Source organism: Dickeya zeae NCPPB 2538 (genome assembly GCF_000406165.1).
Lineage (GTDB): Bacteria > Pseudomonadota > Gammaproteobacteria > Enterobacterales > Enterobacteriaceae > Dickeya > Dickeya zeae.
Map to the genome: position 1 here is coordinate 1821502 of NZ_CM001977.1, position 18345 is coordinate 1839846.

18 protein-coding genes are annotated in these 18345 nt (G+C 52.7%); 3 read left to right on the top strand and 15 right to left on the bottom strand.

The window, feature by feature from the left end; translation table 11 throughout:
* The first annotated feature begins 1 nt into the window (after position 1).
* Positions 2–700, top strand: a complete 699-nt coding sequence (locus DZE2538_RS07955) for a metallophosphoesterase (protein WP_038916032.1) — start codon at positions 2–4, stop codon at positions 698–700.
* A 399-nt stretch (positions 701–1099) separates the two neighbouring features.
* Positions 1100–1399, top strand: a complete 300-nt coding sequence (locus DZE2538_RS07960) for a hypothetical protein (RefSeq protein WP_023639468.1) — start codon at positions 1100–1102, stop codon at positions 1397–1399.
* Between the two features lie 121 nt (positions 1400–1520).
* Here DZE2538_RS07960 and DZE2538_RS07965 read toward each other — a convergent pair whose 3' ends face one another.
* Complete coding sequence (locus DZE2538_RS07965) at positions 1521–3068, bottom strand: methyl-accepting chemotaxis protein (RefSeq protein WP_038916033.1); 1548 nt, start codon at positions 3066–3068, stop codon at positions 1521–1523.
* An 820-nt stretch (positions 3069–3888) separates the two neighbouring features.
* On the opposite strand from DZE2538_RS07965, the gene DZE2538_RS07970 reads away from it, so the two are divergent.
* Positions 3889–5025 carry an alginate lyase family protein gene (locus DZE2538_RS07970; RefSeq protein ID WP_233788982.1) on the top strand — a complete coding sequence of 379 codons (1137 nt, stop codon included), beginning with the start codon at positions 3889–3891 and terminating at the stop codon, positions 5023–5025.
* A 151-nt stretch (positions 5026–5176) separates the two neighbouring features.
* Here the strand turns inward: DZE2538_RS07970 and DZE2538_RS07975 are convergent, their stop codons facing one another.
* From DZE2538_RS07975 to DZE2538_RS08035, 14 genes are all read right to left on the bottom strand, one after another.
* Positions 5177–6868 (bottom strand): methyl-accepting chemotaxis protein, encoded by a 1692-nt coding sequence (locus DZE2538_RS07975; RefSeq protein ID WP_038916034.1) that lies wholly within the window; start codon positions 6866–6868, stop codon positions 5177–5179.
* Positions 6869–7166: 298 nt separating this feature from the next.
* Positions 7167–8981 (bottom strand): sensor domain-containing diguanylate cyclase, encoded by a 1815-nt coding sequence (locus DZE2538_RS07980; protein ID WP_038916036.1) that lies wholly within the window; start codon positions 8979–8981, stop codon positions 7167–7169.
* Positions 8982–9203: 222 nt separating this feature from the next.
* A complete protein-coding gene (guaD, locus tag DZE2538_RS07985) occupies positions 9204–10508 on the bottom strand; it encodes a guanine deaminase (RefSeq protein WP_038916037.1) in 1305 nt (434 codons plus the stop codon).
* Between the two features lie 388 nt (positions 10509–10896).
* Positions 10897–11088, bottom strand: coding sequence for an ogr/Delta-like zinc finger family protein (locus DZE2538_RS07990; protein ID WP_012769529.1), 192 nt, complete (start codon positions 11086–11088; stop codon positions 10897–10899).
* A gap of 96 nt (positions 11089–11184) precedes the next feature.
* Positions 11185–12360 (bottom strand): contractile injection system protein, VgrG/Pvc8 family, encoded by a 1176-nt coding sequence (locus DZE2538_RS07995; protein ID WP_019846635.1) that lies wholly within the window; start codon positions 12358–12360, stop codon positions 11185–11187.
* Positions 12357–12851 carry a phage tail protein gene (locus DZE2538_RS08000; RefSeq protein ID WP_038917137.1) on the bottom strand — a complete coding sequence of 165 codons (495 nt, stop codon included), beginning with the start codon at positions 12849–12851 and terminating at the stop codon, positions 12357–12359. The genes DZE2538_RS07995 and DZE2538_RS08000 overlap by 4 nt, the downstream gene beginning before the upstream one ends.
* 10 nt (positions 12852–12861) lie before the next feature.
* Positions 12862–13923: a hypothetical protein gene (locus DZE2538_RS08005; protein WP_038917138.1), complete on the bottom strand. Its 1062-nt coding sequence runs from the start codon at positions 13921–13923 to the stop codon at positions 12862–12864.
* Positions 13916–14035: a GpE family phage tail protein gene (locus DZE2538_RS20290; RefSeq protein WP_012769533.1), complete on the bottom strand. Its 120-nt coding sequence runs from the start codon at positions 14033–14035 to the stop codon at positions 13916–13918. Before DZE2538_RS20290 ends, DZE2538_RS08005 begins: the two co-directional genes overlap by 8 nt.
* 32 nt (positions 14036–14067) lie before the next feature.
* Positions 14068–14358, bottom strand: a complete 291-nt coding sequence (locus DZE2538_RS08010) for a phage tail assembly protein (protein ID WP_012884463.1) — start codon at positions 14356–14358, stop codon at positions 14068–14070.
* Between the two features lie 60 nt (positions 14359–14418).
* The gene (locus tag DZE2538_RS08015; protein WP_023639476.1) at positions 14419–14937 is read right to left on the bottom strand and encodes a phage major tail tube protein; all 519 of its coding nucleotides are present in this window, start codon (positions 14935–14937) and stop codon (positions 14419–14421) included.
* A 14-nt stretch (positions 14938–14951) separates the two neighbouring features.
* A complete protein-coding gene (locus DZE2538_RS08020; RefSeq protein ID WP_012884465.1) occupies positions 14952–16121 on the bottom strand; it encodes a phage tail sheath protein in 1170 nt (389 codons plus the stop codon).
* Positions 16122–16347: 226 nt separating this feature from the next.
* Positions 16348–16959 (bottom strand): tail fiber assembly protein, encoded by a 612-nt coding sequence (locus DZE2538_RS08025; protein WP_038916038.1) that lies wholly within the window; start codon positions 16957–16959, stop codon positions 16348–16350.
* A gap of 2 nt (positions 16960–16961) precedes the next feature.
* Entirely contained in the window at positions 16962–17558 is a 597-nt protein-coding gene (locus DZE2538_RS08030; protein WP_038916039.1) for a phage tail protein, read from the bottom strand.
* Between the two features lie 190 nt (positions 17559–17748).
* Positions 17749–18300, bottom strand: coding sequence for a recombinase family protein (locus DZE2538_RS08035; RefSeq protein ID WP_038916041.1), 552 nt, complete (start codon positions 18298–18300; stop codon positions 17749–17751).
* Positions 18301–18345 lie beyond the last annotated feature (45 nt).

Below are 18345 nucleotides of genomic sequence, written 5' to 3' on the forward strand. Positions count from 1 at the left end.
CATGGTCAATGTTAAACCACCGCCAGCCTATCAACGTATTAGCGGCGTCGACTGGCGACATATCTTTGTTGTGGGCGATCTACACGGTTGTTATCCGCTGTTGATGGCGGCACTGGATCAGGCCGGGTTTGATACCGGTTGCGATCTGCTGGTGTCCGTCGGCGATGTTATCGATCGCGGCCCTCAAAGTCTGGCCTGTCTTGATTTGTTGCAACAGCCGTGGTGTCGCGCCGTGCGGGGTAATCATGAGCAGATGGCGTTGGATGCGTTAAACGATGCCGGGCGTATTGCGTTGTGGCGGGCCAATGGCGGCGACTGGTTTTTCAGGCTCGAGGAACAACAACAGGAGCTGGCTCGTCACGGGTTGTTACAGGCGGCGCAATGGCCTTATGTCATCGACATCGAAACCACAACCCAGCGTACGGTGGTGGCGCATGCCGATTATCCGGCCGACGCCTACCAGTTTGATCAGCCGCTGCCCTGGGCGCAGGTGTTATGGAATCGGCAACGACTCCGCCAGGCGATGGCAGGGATCGGCAAGCCTATTGTCGGCGCAGACGCTTTTCTGTTTGGTCACACGCCGTTGCGAACGCCGCTGACGTTCGGGAATATCCACTATATCGATACCGGTGCGGTATTTGGCGGTGAGCTGACGCTGTATTGTGTTCAACGAGACGGGAAAGCCTGTGACGGGAAATAACCATATACCTATGGTGATGACCATCGACGGAAAGTAAAGATGAATCGATATTCTGGAGAATAAAAATAACCATTTTTTCGGCGTTATCCGAATAATCGTTCTATGCTTACTACTTCGCATTTTATTCGAGACGCCATGCGAGTGATGTTAATCATCAATAAAAATCGTTCGTCCCCCATGTGGTGTCAGGTTGTCGATAAGCTGGCGCGAAGGCGCGCTTTGCAAGGCACTTAGCCGCTGGTTTTGCGGCAGGACACGGTGTGCCGAGAGAGGATTTGGCCACGTGACAGTGCGGGGAATAACGTTTTCTGAGTAAGACATATTTCCTGGGTAAGAAACATTGTCCTGGGGCAAAAACATCATCTTGGGTAAAAACAGATTCTGGGTAAGGAACGTATCGTGAAAAAATATCTCCTCCACGTATTGTGTGCGTCATGTGTTTTATTGGCTGCGACGGCAGACGCGAAAAATACCCGCCTGAGCGATAATGAGATCAAGCAAATTATTATTGAGGAATCTATTGCCAGTTATACGGGGAATTGCGCCTGTCCGTATAATTCAGCCAGTAATGGCAGCCGCTGTGGTGGGCGTAGTGCCTGGAGTCGCAAAGGCGGTGCGGCACCGGCCTGTTATAAAGACGATGTGACAAAAGAGCAGGTGGCGCGCTGGCGTGAGAACAACAAGTCGCGGGCACAGTAACCGTTACGCCTCGATCTCCACGCCTGTTTGGCGTGGGGATTTTCCCGAACAGCACCTGAAAAAACGCCCTGAGGCTATCATCAGGGCGTCGTGTCATCGAGTCAGGAACGGTTGAGCGGCGTTAACGGAATACGTGTAATGCCTGTTCCAGTCGGCGTGCCTGTTGTTTTAACTGATCAGACGCCTGTGCGCAGGCATTGACCTGAGACGCATTCTTCTGGGTTATCTGTTCCAGTTCTTCCACCGCACGGCCGATTTCAGACAGCCCAACCGTTTGTTCTTTGGTCGAATCCGCAATATGCGCAATCAGCTGGCTGACGCTATTTACTCGGGTGACGATGTTCTGCGTACTGTTGCCTGCGTCCCGCACATGGGTGGAACCGGTGCGAACCTGTGCCACACTGGATTCGATCAACTGCTTAATCTCATTGGCTGCACTGGCGCTGCGCTGTGCCAGATTACGCACTTCGCCAGCTACCACGGCAAACCCTTTCCCTTGTTCGCCAGCGCGCGCGGCCTCCACGGCGGCGTTCAGTGCCAGGATATTGGTCTGGAAGGCGATGTTATCGATGATGGAGGTAATACCGGCGATTTTCTCCGAACTGGCGACAATGCTGTCCATGGTTTTTTCCATCTCGCCAATGACCCGACCGCCGCTGATGGCGGCATCACAGGCGGTGGAGGCCTGTTGACTGGCTTCGCTGGTGGTCGTGGTGTTGGTCTGCACTGTGGTATTGATCTCGTTCATGGCAGCGGCGGTTTGCTGCACATTCGCCGCGGTACGTTCGGCGTGGTCACTCATGTCCTCACTGCCGTGGGCCAGCTCGTCGCTGGCGGAACGGATGTTCAGCACCTGCGTGCTGATGTCATCCACCAGCCAGCGAAACATCAACCCCAGTTGTCCGATAGCACGCTGGATGGTGCCAATTTCATCGCCGCGACTACCATAATCGAGAGTGGTGACGTTGCCAGTGGCGATATCCAGTGCCTGTTGTTTGACCATTTCAATCGGTTTGATTAACTGCCACTCCAGTAAGCCGTCCAGCAGTAGCATCATGCCGGTCATAAACGCACTGGTAATATAAAAATCGGAGTCAAAATCGCCATGAAGTGCCCAGGACGCGATGTAGCTTATCAACGTCGTCAACGTGATAATCCCGCGCAAGCGCCAGCGCATTGACATCAGTTTCAGACGTGAAAACACCCCGGTCAGACCGGTGCGAAACAGTACCCCTTTTTGTAATTTCAGGTTCTTACCCTGATCGCTACGCATGGTTTGATACAGTTTTTCCGCCGCGTCCACATCCTGACGGGAAGGTTGGGTACGCACGGACATATATCCGGTCGTGCGTCCCTGGCGCACAATCGGAACGGCGTTGGCACGTACCCAGTAGTGATCGCCGTTTTTGCGGCGGTTCTTGACCAGTGCTGTCCAGGGTTCTTGCTGCTTGAGTGTTTGCCACATGTCGCGAAAGGCTTCGACCGGCATATCCGGGTGACGAACGAAATTATGCGGTTGCCCATCAATTTCATCAGGCTCAAAACCACTGACCTCAATAAACGCATCGTTGGCATAAACAATATGGCTATTCACGTCGGTGACCGACATGAGCGTGGCATCCTTGTCAAAAACATATTCCCTTTGTGTGACTGGCTGGTTGTTGCGCATTTCAGGTCCTCGTGAAAATTATTTTTAGTTTGGACTTCAGGGTCTGTCGCATAGAAAAGTGTATAGCCGCGATGCTTCAGCGTGCAGGTGCGCTGGTTCTATTATCCCGTCTTCCCTGACGTATTCCTGTTCGAAGGGCGTCGTGCGTATCAATGCTGACGCCCCGCTATTTAGTTATTTGAATACCCGTAGCGTAGTCTGTGATTTTTTTACCTATAGTTCGCTTTTTAATGAAAAGCTGACGATATATGCCCCTCTCTGTGTATAAACAGCCAATCGCAAACGTGGTTAACGATTATGTAACCTAACAATAACAGGCATGTACATGAGATCTGATCCGATATCATTTTAAATTTAGCATTTGTCTGGCAAATTTCATTTTTCGCCGGAAATAATGATGCGCTATCGCAAGGTTGTGATGAAAAATAAAGTGGGGTAACGGTTATCAACGGTGTTGAGATAGTAAAAGGTTGTGATAGCAAAAAAAGAAAAACGCTATCATTTCGGTCTGGTCCTGGCGTATTTACGCGTGCTAATCAGCGCTGGCGTAAGTGGTTCAATGGTATGACCGACTGCCGTGTTGTCACGAAGAATTAAGAGATACCGCCACAGGATATGTCTATGATGGCTGGCGCGTCTGACTGCAAGTCAAGGCCAAGTCGACTTATACGGCACAGACGTTATTACTCAGCAAAATTACTCAGCAAATTAGAAGGATCTCACTATGCTGTTCATCTCTCTGCATCATTTCTCGTGTTCATTGTGTTGGCGGTGTAACCGGATAACCCGGCCTCTTCGTTACCTGTTGGCGCTGTTGCTCATGTCGAGTGTTATGTCGGTGCAGGCGGTAACGACGTTCGCTCATCCCGGCCTGCTGCATACTCAGGCGGACTTCGATCGCATCAAAACGCAACTGGCAAATGATGCCGAACCCTGGAAAAGTGGTTGGAATAAACTTATCAGCAATAATCATGCATCTCTGAACTGGAAGGCTAATCCGGTTGAGATTGTCTACCGTGGCGCAAACAGCGAAGGGGCGGAGAATTACGGGCGGTTGTATAACGATGCTGCAGCGGCCTACGCGCTGGCGTTGCGCTGGAAATTGAGCGGTGATAGCGCCTATGCCGACAAAGCGATAGACATTCTGAATGCCTGGTCGTCCGTGTTGAAGGATATTCGTGGCACCAGTGATCGCTATCTGGCCGCCGGGATTTACGGTTATGAGCTGGCGAATGCGGCTGAACTGATGCGTGATTATCCAGGCTGGAAACAGGCTGATTTTAGTCGTTTTAAGGCCATGATGTTGAATGTGTTCTATCCGCTCTGTCACGATTTTCTGGTTCGACATAACAATGCTCGTATCGATCATTATTGGTCGAATTGGGATCTGGCGCAGTTGAACACGGTTCTGGCCATCGGGGTGCTTGCCGATAATCGTGATATTTACAGCGAAGCCATCAATTATTTCAAAACAGGCAGTGGCAATGGCGCCATTAATCATCTGGTCTGGATGCTGTATCCGCAGGTTAACATGGGGCAGATGCAGGAAAGTGGCCGCGATCAGGGCCATGCCACGTTGGCGGTAGGATTGGCGGGATCGCTGGCGCAAATGGCCTGGAATCAGGGCGATGATCTGTTCGGTTACGATGATAACCGGCTGCTGAAAGGCGTAGAGTACGTTGCCGCTTATAATTTGGGTCAGGACGTGCCTTACACCACCTACACGAACAGCGATGTTACCCAAACGGAGATCGCCGCGGGCGGGCGCGGTACGTTGCGACCTATCTGGGAACTGCTTTATAACCACTATGTCGTGCTGAAAAAGCTGGATGCGCCTTATACCAAAGCGTTTGCCGAAAAAGTGCGTGCTGAAGGCGGTGGTGGCAACTACGGGCCGAACAGTGGGGGATACGATCACCTGGGATACGGTACCCTGATGTTCACGCTGGCTCAGTAAATCGGCATGCTTATGAAAACGGCCCGCATACTCTGACAATATCAGCTATGCAGGCCGTTTTTAATCATCTATCTCGTTGTTTAGCATCAACGGGTGTCATGCATTATTGCAGAGGCATAGGATCGTGGATGCTATACATTGACGGTGTCGGTCAGAATGTCTCCCAGTTACCCGTATCGTGGTAGGCTCCGGCGGTGGCGGCTTTGCCAGGAAGCGTTAATGGCGACGGTGTTTTACCGGATGTGCTGATGACTGGCCGTTTTTTTCCGCTGTCCTGGACGGGCGTTGCATGAAGCCGGAACAGCGACACCGCATGGTTAAGGTGGTCGCTTTGCTCTTCCAGCGATACGGCTGCATTAGCGGATTGTTCTACCAGTACCGCGTTCTGCTGTGTGACACGATCCATCTCGCTGACGGCCTGACTGACCTGATCGATGCCACGACTTTGCTCTTCCGATGCGCAAGAGATTTCTCCCATGATATCGGTGACGCGTGAGACGGCTTTTACCAGCTCGCCCATGGTTTCCCCAGCTGACGTTACCAGCACCGAGCCTTCGTGTACCCGATTAACGGAGTCCTCGATGAGCCCTTTGATTTCGTGGGCCGCTTCGGCGCTGCGCTTTGCCAGATTCCGCACTTCACCGGCGACCACGGCAAAGCCGCGACCCTGTTCCCCTGCGCGTGCGGCTTCTACCGCCGCGTTGAGCGCCAGAATATTGGTCTGAAAGGCGATGCTGTCGATAAGCGCGGTAATATCATTTATCTTCTGCGAACTGCCGCTGATTTGTTTCATCGTACTGACCACGTTATCCACCACCTGCAACCCTTTGTGAGCGGTATCAGACGCGTCACGCGCCAGCTGAGAGGCATGACGGGCGTTGTCGGCGTTCTGTTTAACGGTGGCGGTTAACTGCTCCATGCTGGCGGCGGTTTCTACCAGCGATGCTGACTGCTGTTCGGTACGTGAGGACAGGTCGCTATTGCCACCGGCAATTTCACTGGCGCTGCGATAAATTTCATCTGCGCTGGTACGCACTTTCCCGACCGTATCGGTCAGCGACTGTTGCATATGGCGGACACTCTCTGCCAACTGGCCAATTTCATTCTTCGCCTCAATGTGCAGAGACTGTGTCAGGTCACCGGTGGCGATGTGGTGCAGGTGTGTTATTACCCGGAGTAATGGTTGCAACAGGACGCGGCGAATATAGACCCAGGCACTGCTGGTGGCGAAAATCAGGATCAACACACAAACGGCTATCACGATGATACTGTAGTCATAATTTTGGTTGCTATCGGTCACCGCGCTGTCATTCAAGGCATCGTTTTGACGGAAATAGGCATCAAAGGAATTCTGGAAGGCGTCCTGCATTTTTTGTGTCGGCAGTGCCTGAATGGTTTTGACGTCCTGCGTTTTGATCAAATCGACGATTTGCTGTAATACGCGACGCAGTGCCTGATAATGGGTGTCGATGTCTTTCGCCAGTGCGGCGTCCTGTACCGGGAGTAACGGAATTTGAGCGTAGGCGGCGAAATGTTTGTCTGCCTGAGCCAGCGACTGATTGGCGACATCAATCAGCTCGGCCGATTTTCCGGCGCTGGGGATATTGTTGGTTTCCATAATCATCCGCGCGATGGCGCGGTTCATGGTATTGCGTGTCTGGATCAAGGCTATCCAGGATGAATTCAACTCACTGCTCTGTTTACGCAGGGTTTGTGAGACGACGAAGTTATTGCGATCACTCTTCATGGCGCCAAAGAAAAAACCGTAACTGACCAACTGCAATAGACTTAATGCCAGTAGTAATGAAAAAAGTCCGGTGACAATTTTTATATTTCTGAACATGGTTTGCTCTCGGTGATGGAATAATGACGTCGGTAAAAAAGCCATCGGCAAGAAAAAGTGATAACTTTAAAAAAAACGTGATTATCGTCACAGGAAATACTTATGACACAGCTTGTCGTTATTACAGCGGAATAAGCAGGATGATCATCCGGATAATATTATTTTTATAGTTTTTCATTATTCGCACGTTGGCAAATGGGGTTACTGATTATGGCAAGGTCGATAATCGCAAAGTAATGGCAATGGCAAAGTAAATGATGACGAGGTGAATCGACATCAGGCTAAAATATTAGGGCTATTATGTCGGGGCTACATAGCGGCGTTTTGCCCGATACATGGCGCTATCCGCTTTGCGGATCAGTTCATTGGCGTTAAGCGGCGCGTCCTCTTGCAAAATGGCATGCCCTACGCTGGCAGAGAGCGTAATCGTCTGATGGCGAATGGTGACCGGTTTTTCAATCTTCGCTTTCAGTTTCTGGGTGATGCTACGAATTTCGCTGGCCAGATTCTGCTGTTCATGAATAACCATCAGAAATTCATCTCCCGCCAGCCGGCCGATGAAATCGTAAGAGCGGGTATTCTGGCGTAGCAGGCGGGCAAAAGTTTTGATGACCCGATCGCCAAAATCATGCCCAAAATGGTCGTTATAGTGTTTGAAGTTATTGATATCAAAAAATAGCAGGGCCAGCGCTCCACGCCGTTTCTTGCCCGCCAGCCGTTGCAGGTAACTGATGACGGCACGGCGGTTGGGCAGGCCGGTCAGGTGGTCGTGATTGGCTTCAAACGATAGCCGATCGCGCAGCACCGTCAGGTAGGTGATATCGGTGGAGAGGATATAGGTGCCGAGCTCCGGCGATTCGGCGGGTACCAGTTCGGTATGCAATGTGACGCGTTGGCCGTCAGGCATGCCCACTTCATGTTCAAAAGACGCCGGGTGTTGTTTCTGGCGGGATTCTTCCAGTCGTGGCAGCAGCAACGCCAGTTCCTTCGGGCGAAAGATGTCATGGATATCACGTTGATACAGGTTGTCATGTTCATGACCGATTAACCTGCGCAGGTGGCGATTGGCAAAAACCAGCACGTTATCCGGATTGATGCAGGAAATCATCGCCGGAATATGGTCGGTGATGTCCTGAATGAATTGATGGCTTTGGTACAGTTCAGCGGTGCGTTGTTCTACCCGGGTTTCCAGTTCCTGGCTCAGGTCGCGTAATCGCTGTTCCGAGGCTTTCTGCGTGCTAAGGTCGGTCAGCGCCAGTAACACGCCGAATTTGCTGCCGTCGGGATTACTGAGTACCGAAAGAGAGACCTGTGCCCACAGTTCGCTGCCGTCTGCGCGGAGGTAGCGGCGCTGCTTTGTGCTTTCCCGCACATCGCTGTTCATCAGCAGTTCGTGATCGGCGATTAATGCAGGCATATCTGCCGGGTGGACGATTTTTTCCACCGGCAGCGCCAGTAACGTTTGTTCGTCGTAGCCCAGCATGTCACAAAACGCGGGATTGACCTTTATCGGCCGTTTATCCGCGGCTACCAGCGCCAGACCAATGGCCGCGCTGGAAAACATCTGCTGGTTAATGTAATCCGCGTGGTGCAACCTTTCCTGCGCTATCGCTTCACGCGCCTGCATTTCTACTTTATGCAACACGGTTTGCACGATGCAGGCCAAATCGCTCAAATGCTGCACTTCCTCGTCGCTAAAGGTGCGGGGCTGGTGGTGATACAGGCACAGCGCGCCCAGTGGCGTACCGAGTGAGGAGAGCAGTGGGTAGCTGGCGTGAAAACGAATCGGGTCCGCGCCGGTGACCAGCGGATTATTCACAAAGCGTGAATCCAGCAGGGTGTCCGGAACGATCAGCGGTGCGTTGGCGCTGACGGTATGAGCGCAGAAGGAAAATTCGATAGCCAGTTCCTGACGCGGAAAATTCTCTTTTGTCAGAAACCACTGGCGCTCGCTGTTAACCAGTGAAATTACCACGCTCTGCACCTGGAAAAAGGTGCGGGTGATGCGTGCTAGGCGCGGGAGCTCATCAGCGGGCTGGGTGTCGAAAATATTCAGCATGCGCGCGAGAATGTCTTGCTGCTCTTCGCTACAACGATGGCATGGGGACGTCATGACGAAACCTTATAATACCTGGTGATAATGGCTGTCAGCTCTGCGAAGGGCAGAGTGCAGCGGATGTCGCCATCCCACAATTGGCCTGAGCACTTTTCCGCTATGATTCAAGAATAGTTATCGGTAGGGACACACCACAACATGACTTTTTTTAAGGAAATGTGCAGTGCGTCACCCTATGGAGTGAAATCCGGTCCGTTTTGTCACAGACAGGTTCGTGGTTTATTGACCTTGCCGATAGACGCATTGACCGTGAACATAAGTCGCGCTGATGTTTCGGTCATCACCTTGCATCATCAGGGCGAACAGCCGTGAGTCCAGCGAGGTGGCTTGTTGCTGGCGTAGTTGTTGCAGTGGTGTTGCAGCCCAGTTCAGCACCACGAAGTCGGCGTCTTTGTCCGGCAGAAAATTACCCAGTCTGTCATCCAGCGACAGCGCTGCCGCACTCCCCAGCGTGGCCTGATAGAAGCCTTCGCGTGCCGAGAGTTTTTCGCCTTGCAACTGCTGCACTTTATAACCGTCGCTGAGGGTTTGCAGTAACGACAGGCTGGTACCTGCGCCAACATCGGTACCGATGCCCACACGAACCCCGGCGGCTTTTAACGGATGCAGCCGGAATAGCCCGCTGCCTAAAAACAAATTGGAGCTGGGACAAAACGCCACGGCGGACTGACTATGCGTTAGCGTGTGAATTTCATCCGGGTGCAGGTGAATAGCATGGGCAAACACCGAGCGGCGTCCGGTTAACCCGTGGTGATGGTAGACATCGAGGTAGTGTTGTTGCTCGGGAAACAGCGACTTGACCCAGGCGATTTCGTCCGTGTTTTCACACAGATGAGTGTGCAAATACACATCCGGATATTCCCGCAGTAACCGGCCAGCCAGCGCCAGTTGTTCCGGGGTAGAGGTGGCAGCAAAGCGCGGCGTGACCGCATAGCGCAATCGCCCACGGCGGTGCCATTTTTCAATCAGCGCCTTGCTCTCGTCATAGCTCTGCCGGGCGGTGTCACACAGCTCGTCCGGTGCATGGCGGTCCATCATGACTTTACCGGCAATCAGGCACATGTTTTTGTCTTCGGCGGCGCTAAACAGCGCATCAACCGACTGGGGATGGACGGTCGCAAAGACCAGCGCACTGGTGGTGCCGTGCCGTAACAGCTCCTGAATAAAGAATACCGCTCGTTCCTGGGCGTAATCCTCATCAGCGAACTTGGACTCGGTAGGGAAGGTGTAGGTATTAAGCCACGACAGCAGTTGCTCACCGTAACAGGCGATCATTTCCGTCTGGGGAAAGTGGATATGGGTGTCGATAAATCCCGGCATCAGTAATTGACCGCGATAATCAATGACCGTCATGGCCTGACGATCAGCCTCGGTAAGGCAGTCATACGGCACGGCGTCCTGAATACGGCCGTTACGCACCACTAACACGCCGTCTTCGATAAAGCGTGTGGCGTCGGGGTGATGCAATGGGTCATCGACAAAGTGTAGCAGACTGGCGCGGTAGGCCAGAGTGGCGTCCATCATGGGTATCTCCCTGCTGTGGAGCAGGAAAACATGGACACATTGCCATGACGCCTTCCTGCTCCCGTGTTGTTCAAAGCGGTGTCAGCGTCTGATTTTTGATGGTGAAAAAGGAAGGTGCACCATCGTCACGGCAGGATTCATCCCTTGCGGCGTTGATGGCCCGGCAGGCCGTGAGACATCGTCGCAGCAAGTGACTGAAAATCAGTAAAAGCGGTTTGATACTACGAGCCGATGGCGGTCTGCGTCAATAATACGTTTTGCCAATGGTTGACGAATCGAGTTGGGGAAAACACTTTATGTGTATTTTTATGCATAAAAAACCCCGCCGGGCGGCGGGGAAAGACGGTCAGAAAAGTAAGGAAACACGGAGGGAGTGAGGAATAACGGGTTACTTGCGCTCGCCGTCAACCGGTTCAGTTTTGCCAGGTACCATGATGGAGCGGGTAATGGCTTCCATCGTCACGAACGTGTGACCGCAGTTGACGTTGGTGCACTGGTGGTAGCGCTCCTTGGTATTTTCAGACAGGTAGCGACTGGAACGGGCATGAGCGGAATGACGGCACAAAGGACAATGCATCATTTTGAAATCACCTTATGTGTACGGGTTAGTTAAACATCTTACACACATACTATGCGATCGAATTCGAATTTGCAAACTTTAAATTCGAAAAGTGATTCATTGTGCGGTGGTGTTATCCACGATGCTGTAGCTAATGTCGTAATCGACGTCCAGCATTGACACTTCCAGCTCAACCGCCGTGGTAAAACCGCTACCGGCGATAGTGTGGGTCAGACGTTTGATAGTCCACTGCCGCTCGTCGATCACCTGCTTGAATCCTTTCAGATTCACCAGTGCGCCAGGCTTCAGGTTCTCCATGCCACGTGCCAGCGAAATCGAGAACGTTACCGTGCCACGCTGGGTTTCACGCCATTTACTCACCGCGGCCTGCGTGGCTTCGTCCTGGCTGGCGTAGGTGGTTTGTAGCGTTTGCTGGCTGTCGTCTTCCCCAGCCAGATAATCGTCAGTCGACAGATCGGACGGCTGGCTAGCCGATTTGGCGCTGGGGTGTGATGTCGACGCCGTGGTCTGTGTTTTACGCTGACGGCTAATCTTCACAGTATGTGTTTTTGCGTCGCGGCTATCATGCCAGTTGGCGGTGATCGCGGTATTAGCAATACGATCGGCAATCGTAAAACTGTGAGAGTCGCCGTCGCTGCGCTCGATCAGATACGTCGCGACATTTTTGCCATCTGCCGCCGTACCGCTGCCTGCGACAAAGAGTCGTAATGTGTCGTTTTTTATCGCTACTGTACCGCTGTATTTTCTGGCCAGACGGCAGAGAAACGACAAATCGGACTCTTTGGATTGGTTTTCGTGCACGATTGCCGTATTAGCCAGCGAGGTATCGATTGACGCCATCAGGCTGTAGCGTTCCGCAATCGTCCGGGCGATATCGCCCAGCGTAGTCGCGTTATAGGAACCATCACGCGGTGTGTTGAGGTCGCCGCGAAAATTAACGCTACGGGCGCTGAGGGTAATCCTGTCCGGCGCTCCGCTGTGACTGACCTGGTCAACCACAAAGGTGCCTTTATCCTCCAGCGCTTTACCCTTCCAGCCGATTTTAACGCTGACTTTCTCTCCGCGTTTGGGCATCAGCACTTTGCCGTCGCTGTCGTCGATATCCAGCGATAGCTGGTCGGATTCAAATCCCATCACATCGTGCAGTGACAGCGAAATGAGCCGCTGGCTAAGATTACGGGTCGTCTGGGTATTACCGGATGAATCCGTGAGCGTTATCTGATAGTCCGGCGCAAGCTGGTCGGCAATACCAATGCGGTTATTTACTATCACGAGAAGACACCTCCGATGGCGGCTTTGGCGGACGCGATGGCCGGTGTAATCTGCTGGTTGTACAAATCGGTAGCCTGTTGGCTCAGGTCACCAAACATCGCTATCAGCGATTCATCGACACGCGTCAGGTTAATCGTGAATTCGATACGCTTGGCGCTGCCGTCGGAGAAGAATTCCGTATTGGTGTGCTGCAAACTTTCAACGACATACATGCCGTAAATGGTGCCGCTACCCTCGATCAGCGGCCAGGCACGTCCTGTCCCGGCCATCAGTTCCAGCACTGATAGCGAGAGTTTGCTGAACTTGCCGTTAATTTCAGGGCACAGCACGCCATTAAGACTAATGGTTTCGTTACCTTGCCCCAAAAACTGTTGCGCAGGACGCAGGCCGATACGGCCGTTGCTAGCCCAGCGATAATTAACATTACGACTGAGGGTACTGTACGGCAGTGTTTGCAATTGAAATACAAATAAACCCAGTGCAAGCATCATCATATTATCCTCATGAAATAAGGTTAGAGGTCATCGAGTTGTAGGAATAGGCGCTGCTATTCGGGCTGTATTTTCTCAGTGCCTCTTCGATGTATTGCTTAATCACGTCGAGGTTACTGTTTTCGGGTACGGTAATGGTGATGTTATTGACCACGCGCTGGTCGAAATAACGTTGTGATGAATTCGGCGAGAGGGAGTTGTAATGGCCGTTCGTCATGTCGGACTGCAAACTGGCGTGGTTTTCCACGTTGCTTTGGTTCATCAGACCCGGCTGGTTGAGCAATTGCATCGCAGACCCTGACAGCGCCTGCAGATTATCCAACCCGCCCTGAAACGCTGAACCGCCATCACCGTCATCCAGATCCGCATTGCTTAAGGCGGATATCATCATGCTGGTTTCTTCCGTACCGACGAATGACTCCTGGGCGGTACCGAAGAGGGCACTCAGCCCTTCAGCGCCAGTCTGCGATGTTGCACCCGTGCCAATCTGTGGCAGTAGGTTGGTCGGCAGATTGAGGCTTTGCTGTGCGTTCAGCAATGATGAGACGTTGCCCGGCAAAGCGGCGGAAGCCAGTCTGGCAGAGGGCACCAGACCGGCGATATGTTGTTGTGCCTGCATGGCAGCAGCGGCAGATAAATAGATGCTGTTGACACCGTCACTGGCCTGGGCAATAAGCGATTGCGTCACGCCAGCACCCGGGTTTTGACCTGAGCGAGAGAGGCCACTATTGCCGGCTTGTGATAAGTGATGGGCATTTTTCAATGCCGCATACGTTGGGTTCAGCGCCGCTGTGATGGTATCAAACCGCCGGGCGAGATTACCCAGCATCCCCAGCTGTGCGGCGGCAGAAGTCCTGCCGCCTTTTTTTCCGCTGCTTTTCTGCGCGCTGGCAACGGTTGATGTACCGCTGTTGGCGAGCTGACCGGCTTTGCTCAAGAAATCCAGCAATACGCTGTTGATTTTATTCAGATACACATTGTCTCGCAGCGGCGAGAAAATGCTGTTGTCCGGAGCACTGTTGCGCGGTGTTGCCGCAGACCCCGAACCTGGGGAAGTTGATGGCTTAGGCATAGTCTTGTCCACTTCGTTGTAGCGCCCGGCCACGCCAGTTAATCAACTCTGCCAGGCTCATGGGGAAAAGTTCTGATGGCGGCCAGTGGAACACCACCGCAATATCCGCCATCAGGTCGTCAACCGTGAGGCTCGGTGGGGGCGTTAGCGAACCGAGCCCGGTGATAAAAAACTGATCACCTTACCGGCGAATTCGAGCAGATCAGGCAGTTCCAGTCCCATCACGTCCGCCTCGGTCAAGGCCGGGTAGGTGATGCGAGGCAGCAATTTGATCAGCGCTTCCACATCGGCGCTCGCCAGTGCCGCTAGCCCGATGCCACGCAACGTACCTGCCGTTGGCGTGAGCAGCGTAATCGCGTCGATCTGTGTATCGCCGCGTTTAATCGGGGCGTTCAGGGTAATCACGTGGTGTTGTACAGTGTTTTCAGCCGTCATAATAAAGACTCCCGTTTTATCAATAAGAATGGCCAGCCGTAGCTGGCCATGAAGCGGTCATTACAGACCGATATTGCGGCGGTGCTGTTCCAGACGGTCAACGCCGTTAACTTTTTCGATCATGTTGATGGTGTCGATTTCAATCATGTCGACGCCGTCAATGATCAGTTTGTAGTAGGTACACTGGGTGGAAACACGGACATCGGTTTCTTCGCCTTGCTTGGATTCGCCACTGTCAATCGACTTGTGGCGGCCGCGCAGGACGATTTCAACAGCGGTGATGTCACCGGTGTCATCACGCTGGTAAGAACCAGCGAAACGCAACGGAACGGCATCGGCACCCGGCAGGGAGTACTGGCTCCAGAAGGCGCTGTCCGGCAGACCGCCCATGTTCCATTCCATCACCAGGGCGTCGTTGTCCAGACCGAAATCCACCGGCGCGGAACCTTGCATACCGCCGCCACGGTAGTTTTCCAGTTTGCGGGTCAGTTTCGGCAGGGTGACGGAATGCACCTGGCCCATGTAGCTCATACCGTCGTTGAACAGGTTGAGATATTTAAGTTTACGTGGCAGTGCCATGAGTCTGTCGCTCCTTAGCTGTTAACAGATGCGGCCAGGTTCACCAGATACTTGTCGGTGATGCGCTGACGCAGCGTGAGGTTTTCCAGTGGCGGCACCGGGGTGTACTCGTAGTCGATGTACAGCTTGCCTGCCTTCAGCGTTTCCTTATCGTTGGCGCTTTCATCGAACCAGCAATCGGCGTCGATAATGTAGCCATTGGATTTCAGCTCGCGGAATTTAGCCTTGATACCTTCGATGATGTCGCGGATCAGGGTGGCAGTTACCGGTTTGTCGACCGCCCACATGTGCGCTTCGGCCATGGTGTCGGCCAGTACCTGCGCCGTGCGGGTGTAGTTTTCAAACAGGAAAAGCGGATCGTCGGAGCAGGTGCGGTTACCCCAGAAGCGGAAACCGTCCTTGCGTACCAGCGTGGTGACGCCAGCCTGGTTTAACAGGTCGGCATCGCTACCGATGGTCTGCAGGTCCCAGTACACGCTGGCGGAGATGCCGGTAACGCCGTTAACGCCGACGTTAGACAGGGTTTTATGCCAGCCAGTTTCCTGGTCGATTTTGGCACGCAGGCCCAGTGCACGCGCGGTGGCGTAAGCCGTTGCGCTGGCGTTAGCTGTGGTGTCCCAGGCAACGAAGTCCGGCCAAATCACCATCAGTTCGCGCTGGCTAAAGTTGCCGCGGTATTTGATGGCGTCAGACAGGGTTTTGCAGCCATAAGCGCTCACGTAACCGAAGGCGCGCAGTGACTGGCAGATAGCCGCCAGTGCGGTAGCGACAGGCTGGGAATCCAGCCCCGGAACGCCGAGGATACGCGGTTTCACGCCAGTCACGGCCTGCGCGTCCAGCAGGGCTTTCATGCCGGTGTATTTACCGTTGGCATCGGCACCGCCGATGATGTTGGATACCGTTTCAGCCTCGTTGGCGCCTTCCGCTACGCGAACGACTACCGTAACCGGTTTGGTCTGGTCGCCGATGGCCTGCAACGCAGCAGCCAGGGTACCGGTTTTACCGGCTTTGCCTGCGGCGGTCAGTACATCGGTAATCAGTACCGGTGTATTCAGTGGGAAAGTGGCGGCGTCAGCATCCGGTCCAGTACAGACCATACCGACGATCGCGGTTGATACAGTTGAAATGACGCGGGTACCGTCGTTGATTTCGACGACCTGCGTACCGTGATGAAAATCACTCATCAAGAATGTCTCCTGTTGTGGGGTGCGAGTAATAGTGCCTTGCTGGAAAAAAGAAGGCATCCGAATGGGGTTTGGTATCGGATGGCACAACAGGGGAATAAGTGGAGTGTTTAAATTTTCATTAAAAACAGATAGTTGAGTGAAAATAAAAAAGATGCCGTTGGGGTGACAACGGCATCTTTGGAAAGGACACACCTCAGCAGAGGGCGTCAGTGTGAACGCGGAATCAGGCTGGCATGGTTGGCCAGTCAATCGCGGGCGAGGCAGACAGGTCCACCCGGTTTAACAAGACCAGATAGGTTTTCCAGTCTTTCAACGCCTGAACTTCCTGTTCGCTCGCCATGTTCAGCTCAACCGCGTACTGCAGTACGGTCAGGCGTTTTTCTGCCTGCGCCAGGTAACTCGCCTGCTGCTGTTGAGCGGCAGTGAACTGAGCGGCCTGTTTTGCCTTTTCATCCGTTACCCAGTTGTCACCTTGCCAGACATCATAGTCGGTTGTCGGTGGCAAGAGCGTCAGGGTATCGGGCAGGTCGCCGAGTTGGCTTATCTGGGTGGATTGACGTGTCTGTTTATCATAAGCGGTCTGCCCGCGATAATTGACAATGCTTTCCCAGGTTAACCCGTCCTGACTGCGCACGCTTGTGTGACCAGCTTGCTCATCCGGTGGCGTATCCGTAAAACTGTGTGCCGGAATGCCGACACCTTCCATCAGGTATTCCCGGGTACTACCGATATATTCCCGTGTGTGCGGGTCAATATGGTAAACCTGAATATACCCATTACTGACACTCAGCCCTTGTTCATTCAGCTGCGTTGTATTTTCGTTTTGTGTTGTCATGATTAACCAGCCTTGACGATATAGCTGAAGGCGATATTGCGCGGACGGGTTTCATTTCCACCGGTTAACGAGGTCAACTCGCGTGATGTTGAAACACCGGATTGGCTGAAATCCTCAATATTGGCACTTGGCTGATCATTTGCGTATCCATACACCGCGCCATTCCACTTACTGGGATCAGAAACGGGCATCATATGGTTATGCGATTCAAGCATTCCTGACTGTGCGCTTAGGATCTGGCGATTGGTATCGACACCACGTCCGTCATCCCAGCCACGGATAAATTCGCCGCGCAGATCCGGTAACGAGCCAGCAGGGTACAATTTCGCCAGCTGTGGGTATTTGGTTTTATCAAACGCCTGACCGTTACATTTCAGCCAGCCCTCCGGCGCATCTGCCAGCGGCCAGGCTTGCGGGATACCGACCAAATCTTTCAACCCGTCTGTCGTGGTAGGTTGCGTTGCTGGGGTCTCTTGCTGGCTATCCTGGCATTTGGTACATCCAATGGTAATACTGCCGATATTAATCGGGCTGTTTTTGTACAGATTCTCTTTACCCAAGATCAGGTCCAGTGAACAAGGGGAGTTACTTTTTTCCATGTGTTTTCTCTCAATATGAATGATGTTGTTAGCGCGAGTGATATCGCGCTTGTATTATTTTTTGAAAACACAACGCATGCATTGAATGACTGTTTTTTGGAAGGTGGTAAAACATATAGCGTCTTCATTGTTTTTATTTAAATTATCATAATTATTATTTTTATTTTGGAATGATTTCATCATGGATGGATTATTTCGTGGCAGGAAAATATTTATAAATGGTTTTGGCCGACACCCCAATGATATTGGCGATTTGCCAGCGTGTTGCGCCATTACTTAACAATGTTCTGGCATGATCAATCGCATCGGGTGTCATAATGCGGCGCCTTCCACCGATGCGACCGGCGGCTCTGGCCGCCGCTAATCCCGCCCGGGTACGTTCGACTATCAACTCGCGTTCCATCTCTGCCAGTGCACTCATGACATGGAAAAAGAAGCGGCCAGCAGGCGTTGAGGTATCAATGGCATCTGTCAGGCTACGAAAATGAATACCGCGGCTTTGCAGGTCAGACACCATGGTAATCAAATCGCGCACACTGCGGCCCAATCGGTCCAGTTTCCAGACAATCAGCGTGTCGCCACGTTTAAGTTTACGCAATGCGCGTTTAAGCCCCGGTCGCCTGGCGTTTTTGCCGCTGGCCTGATCTTCGAAAATCAGCTCACAATTTGCACTGTTCAGTGCGTTTTTCTGTAATTCGGTGTTTTGATCGCTGGTCGATACCCGGGCATAACCGATAAGCATAACGTAACCTCCTGAAAAGGCTGATTGTATTTATCTGTGAACGTT

Coding starts and splice junctions, on each gene's coding strand:
- DZE2538_RS07955 (WP_038916032.1), top strand. CDS start 2: ATGGTCAATGTTAAACCACCGCCAGCCTATCAACGTATTAGCGGCGTC.
- DZE2538_RS07965 (WP_038916033.1), bottom strand. CDS start 3,068: ATGCGCAACAACCAGCCAGTCACACAAAGGGAATATGTTTTTGACAAG.
- DZE2538_RS07970 (WP_233788982.1), top strand. CDS start 3,889: ATGTCGAGTGTTATGTCGGTGCAGGCGGTAACGACGTTCGCTCATCCC.
- DZE2538_RS07975 (WP_038916034.1), bottom strand. CDS start 6,868: ATGTTCAGAAATATAAAAATTGTCACCGGACTTTTTTCATTACTACTG.
- DZE2538_RS07980 (WP_038916036.1), bottom strand. CDS start 8,981: ATGACGTCCCCATGCCATCGTTGTAGCGAAGAGCAGCAAGACATTCTC.
- guaD (WP_038916037.1), bottom strand. CDS start 10,508: ATGATGGACGCCACTCTGGCCTACCGCGCCAGTCTGCTACACTTTGTC.
- DZE2538_RS07990 (WP_012769529.1), bottom strand. CDS start 11,088: ATGATGCATTGTCCTTTGTGCCGTCATTCCGCTCATGCCCGTTCCAGT.
- DZE2538_RS08000 (WP_038917137.1), bottom strand. CDS start 12,851: ATGATGCTTGCACTGGGTTTATTTGTATTTCAATTGCAAACACTGCCG.
- DZE2538_RS08005 (WP_038917138.1), bottom strand. CDS start 13,923: ATGCCTAAGCCATCAACTTCCCCAGGTTCGGGGTCTGCGGCAACACCG.
- DZE2538_RS20290 (WP_012769533.1), bottom strand. CDS start 14,035: ATGGCGGATATTGCGGTGGTGTTCCACTGGCCGCCATCAGAACTTTTC.
- DZE2538_RS08010 (WP_012884463.1), bottom strand. CDS start 14,358: ATGACGGCTGAAAACACTGTACAACACCACGTGATTACCCTGAACGCC.
- DZE2538_RS08015 (WP_023639476.1), bottom strand. CDS start 14,937: ATGGCACTGCCACGTAAACTTAAATATCTCAACCTGTTCAACGACGGT.
- DZE2538_RS08020 (WP_012884465.1), bottom strand. CDS start 16,121: ATGAGTGATTTTCATCACGGTACGCAGGTCGTCGAAATCAACGACGGT.
- DZE2538_RS08025 (WP_038916038.1), bottom strand. CDS start 16,959: ATGACAACACAAAACGAAAATACAACGCAGCTGAATGAACAAGGGCTG.
- DZE2538_RS08030 (WP_038916039.1), bottom strand. CDS start 17,558: ATGGAAAAAAGTAACTCCCCTTGTTCACTGGACCTGATCTTGGGTAAA.
- DZE2538_RS08035 (WP_038916041.1), bottom strand. CDS start 18,300: ATGCTTATCGGTTATGCCCGGGTATCGACCAGCGATCAAAACACCGAA.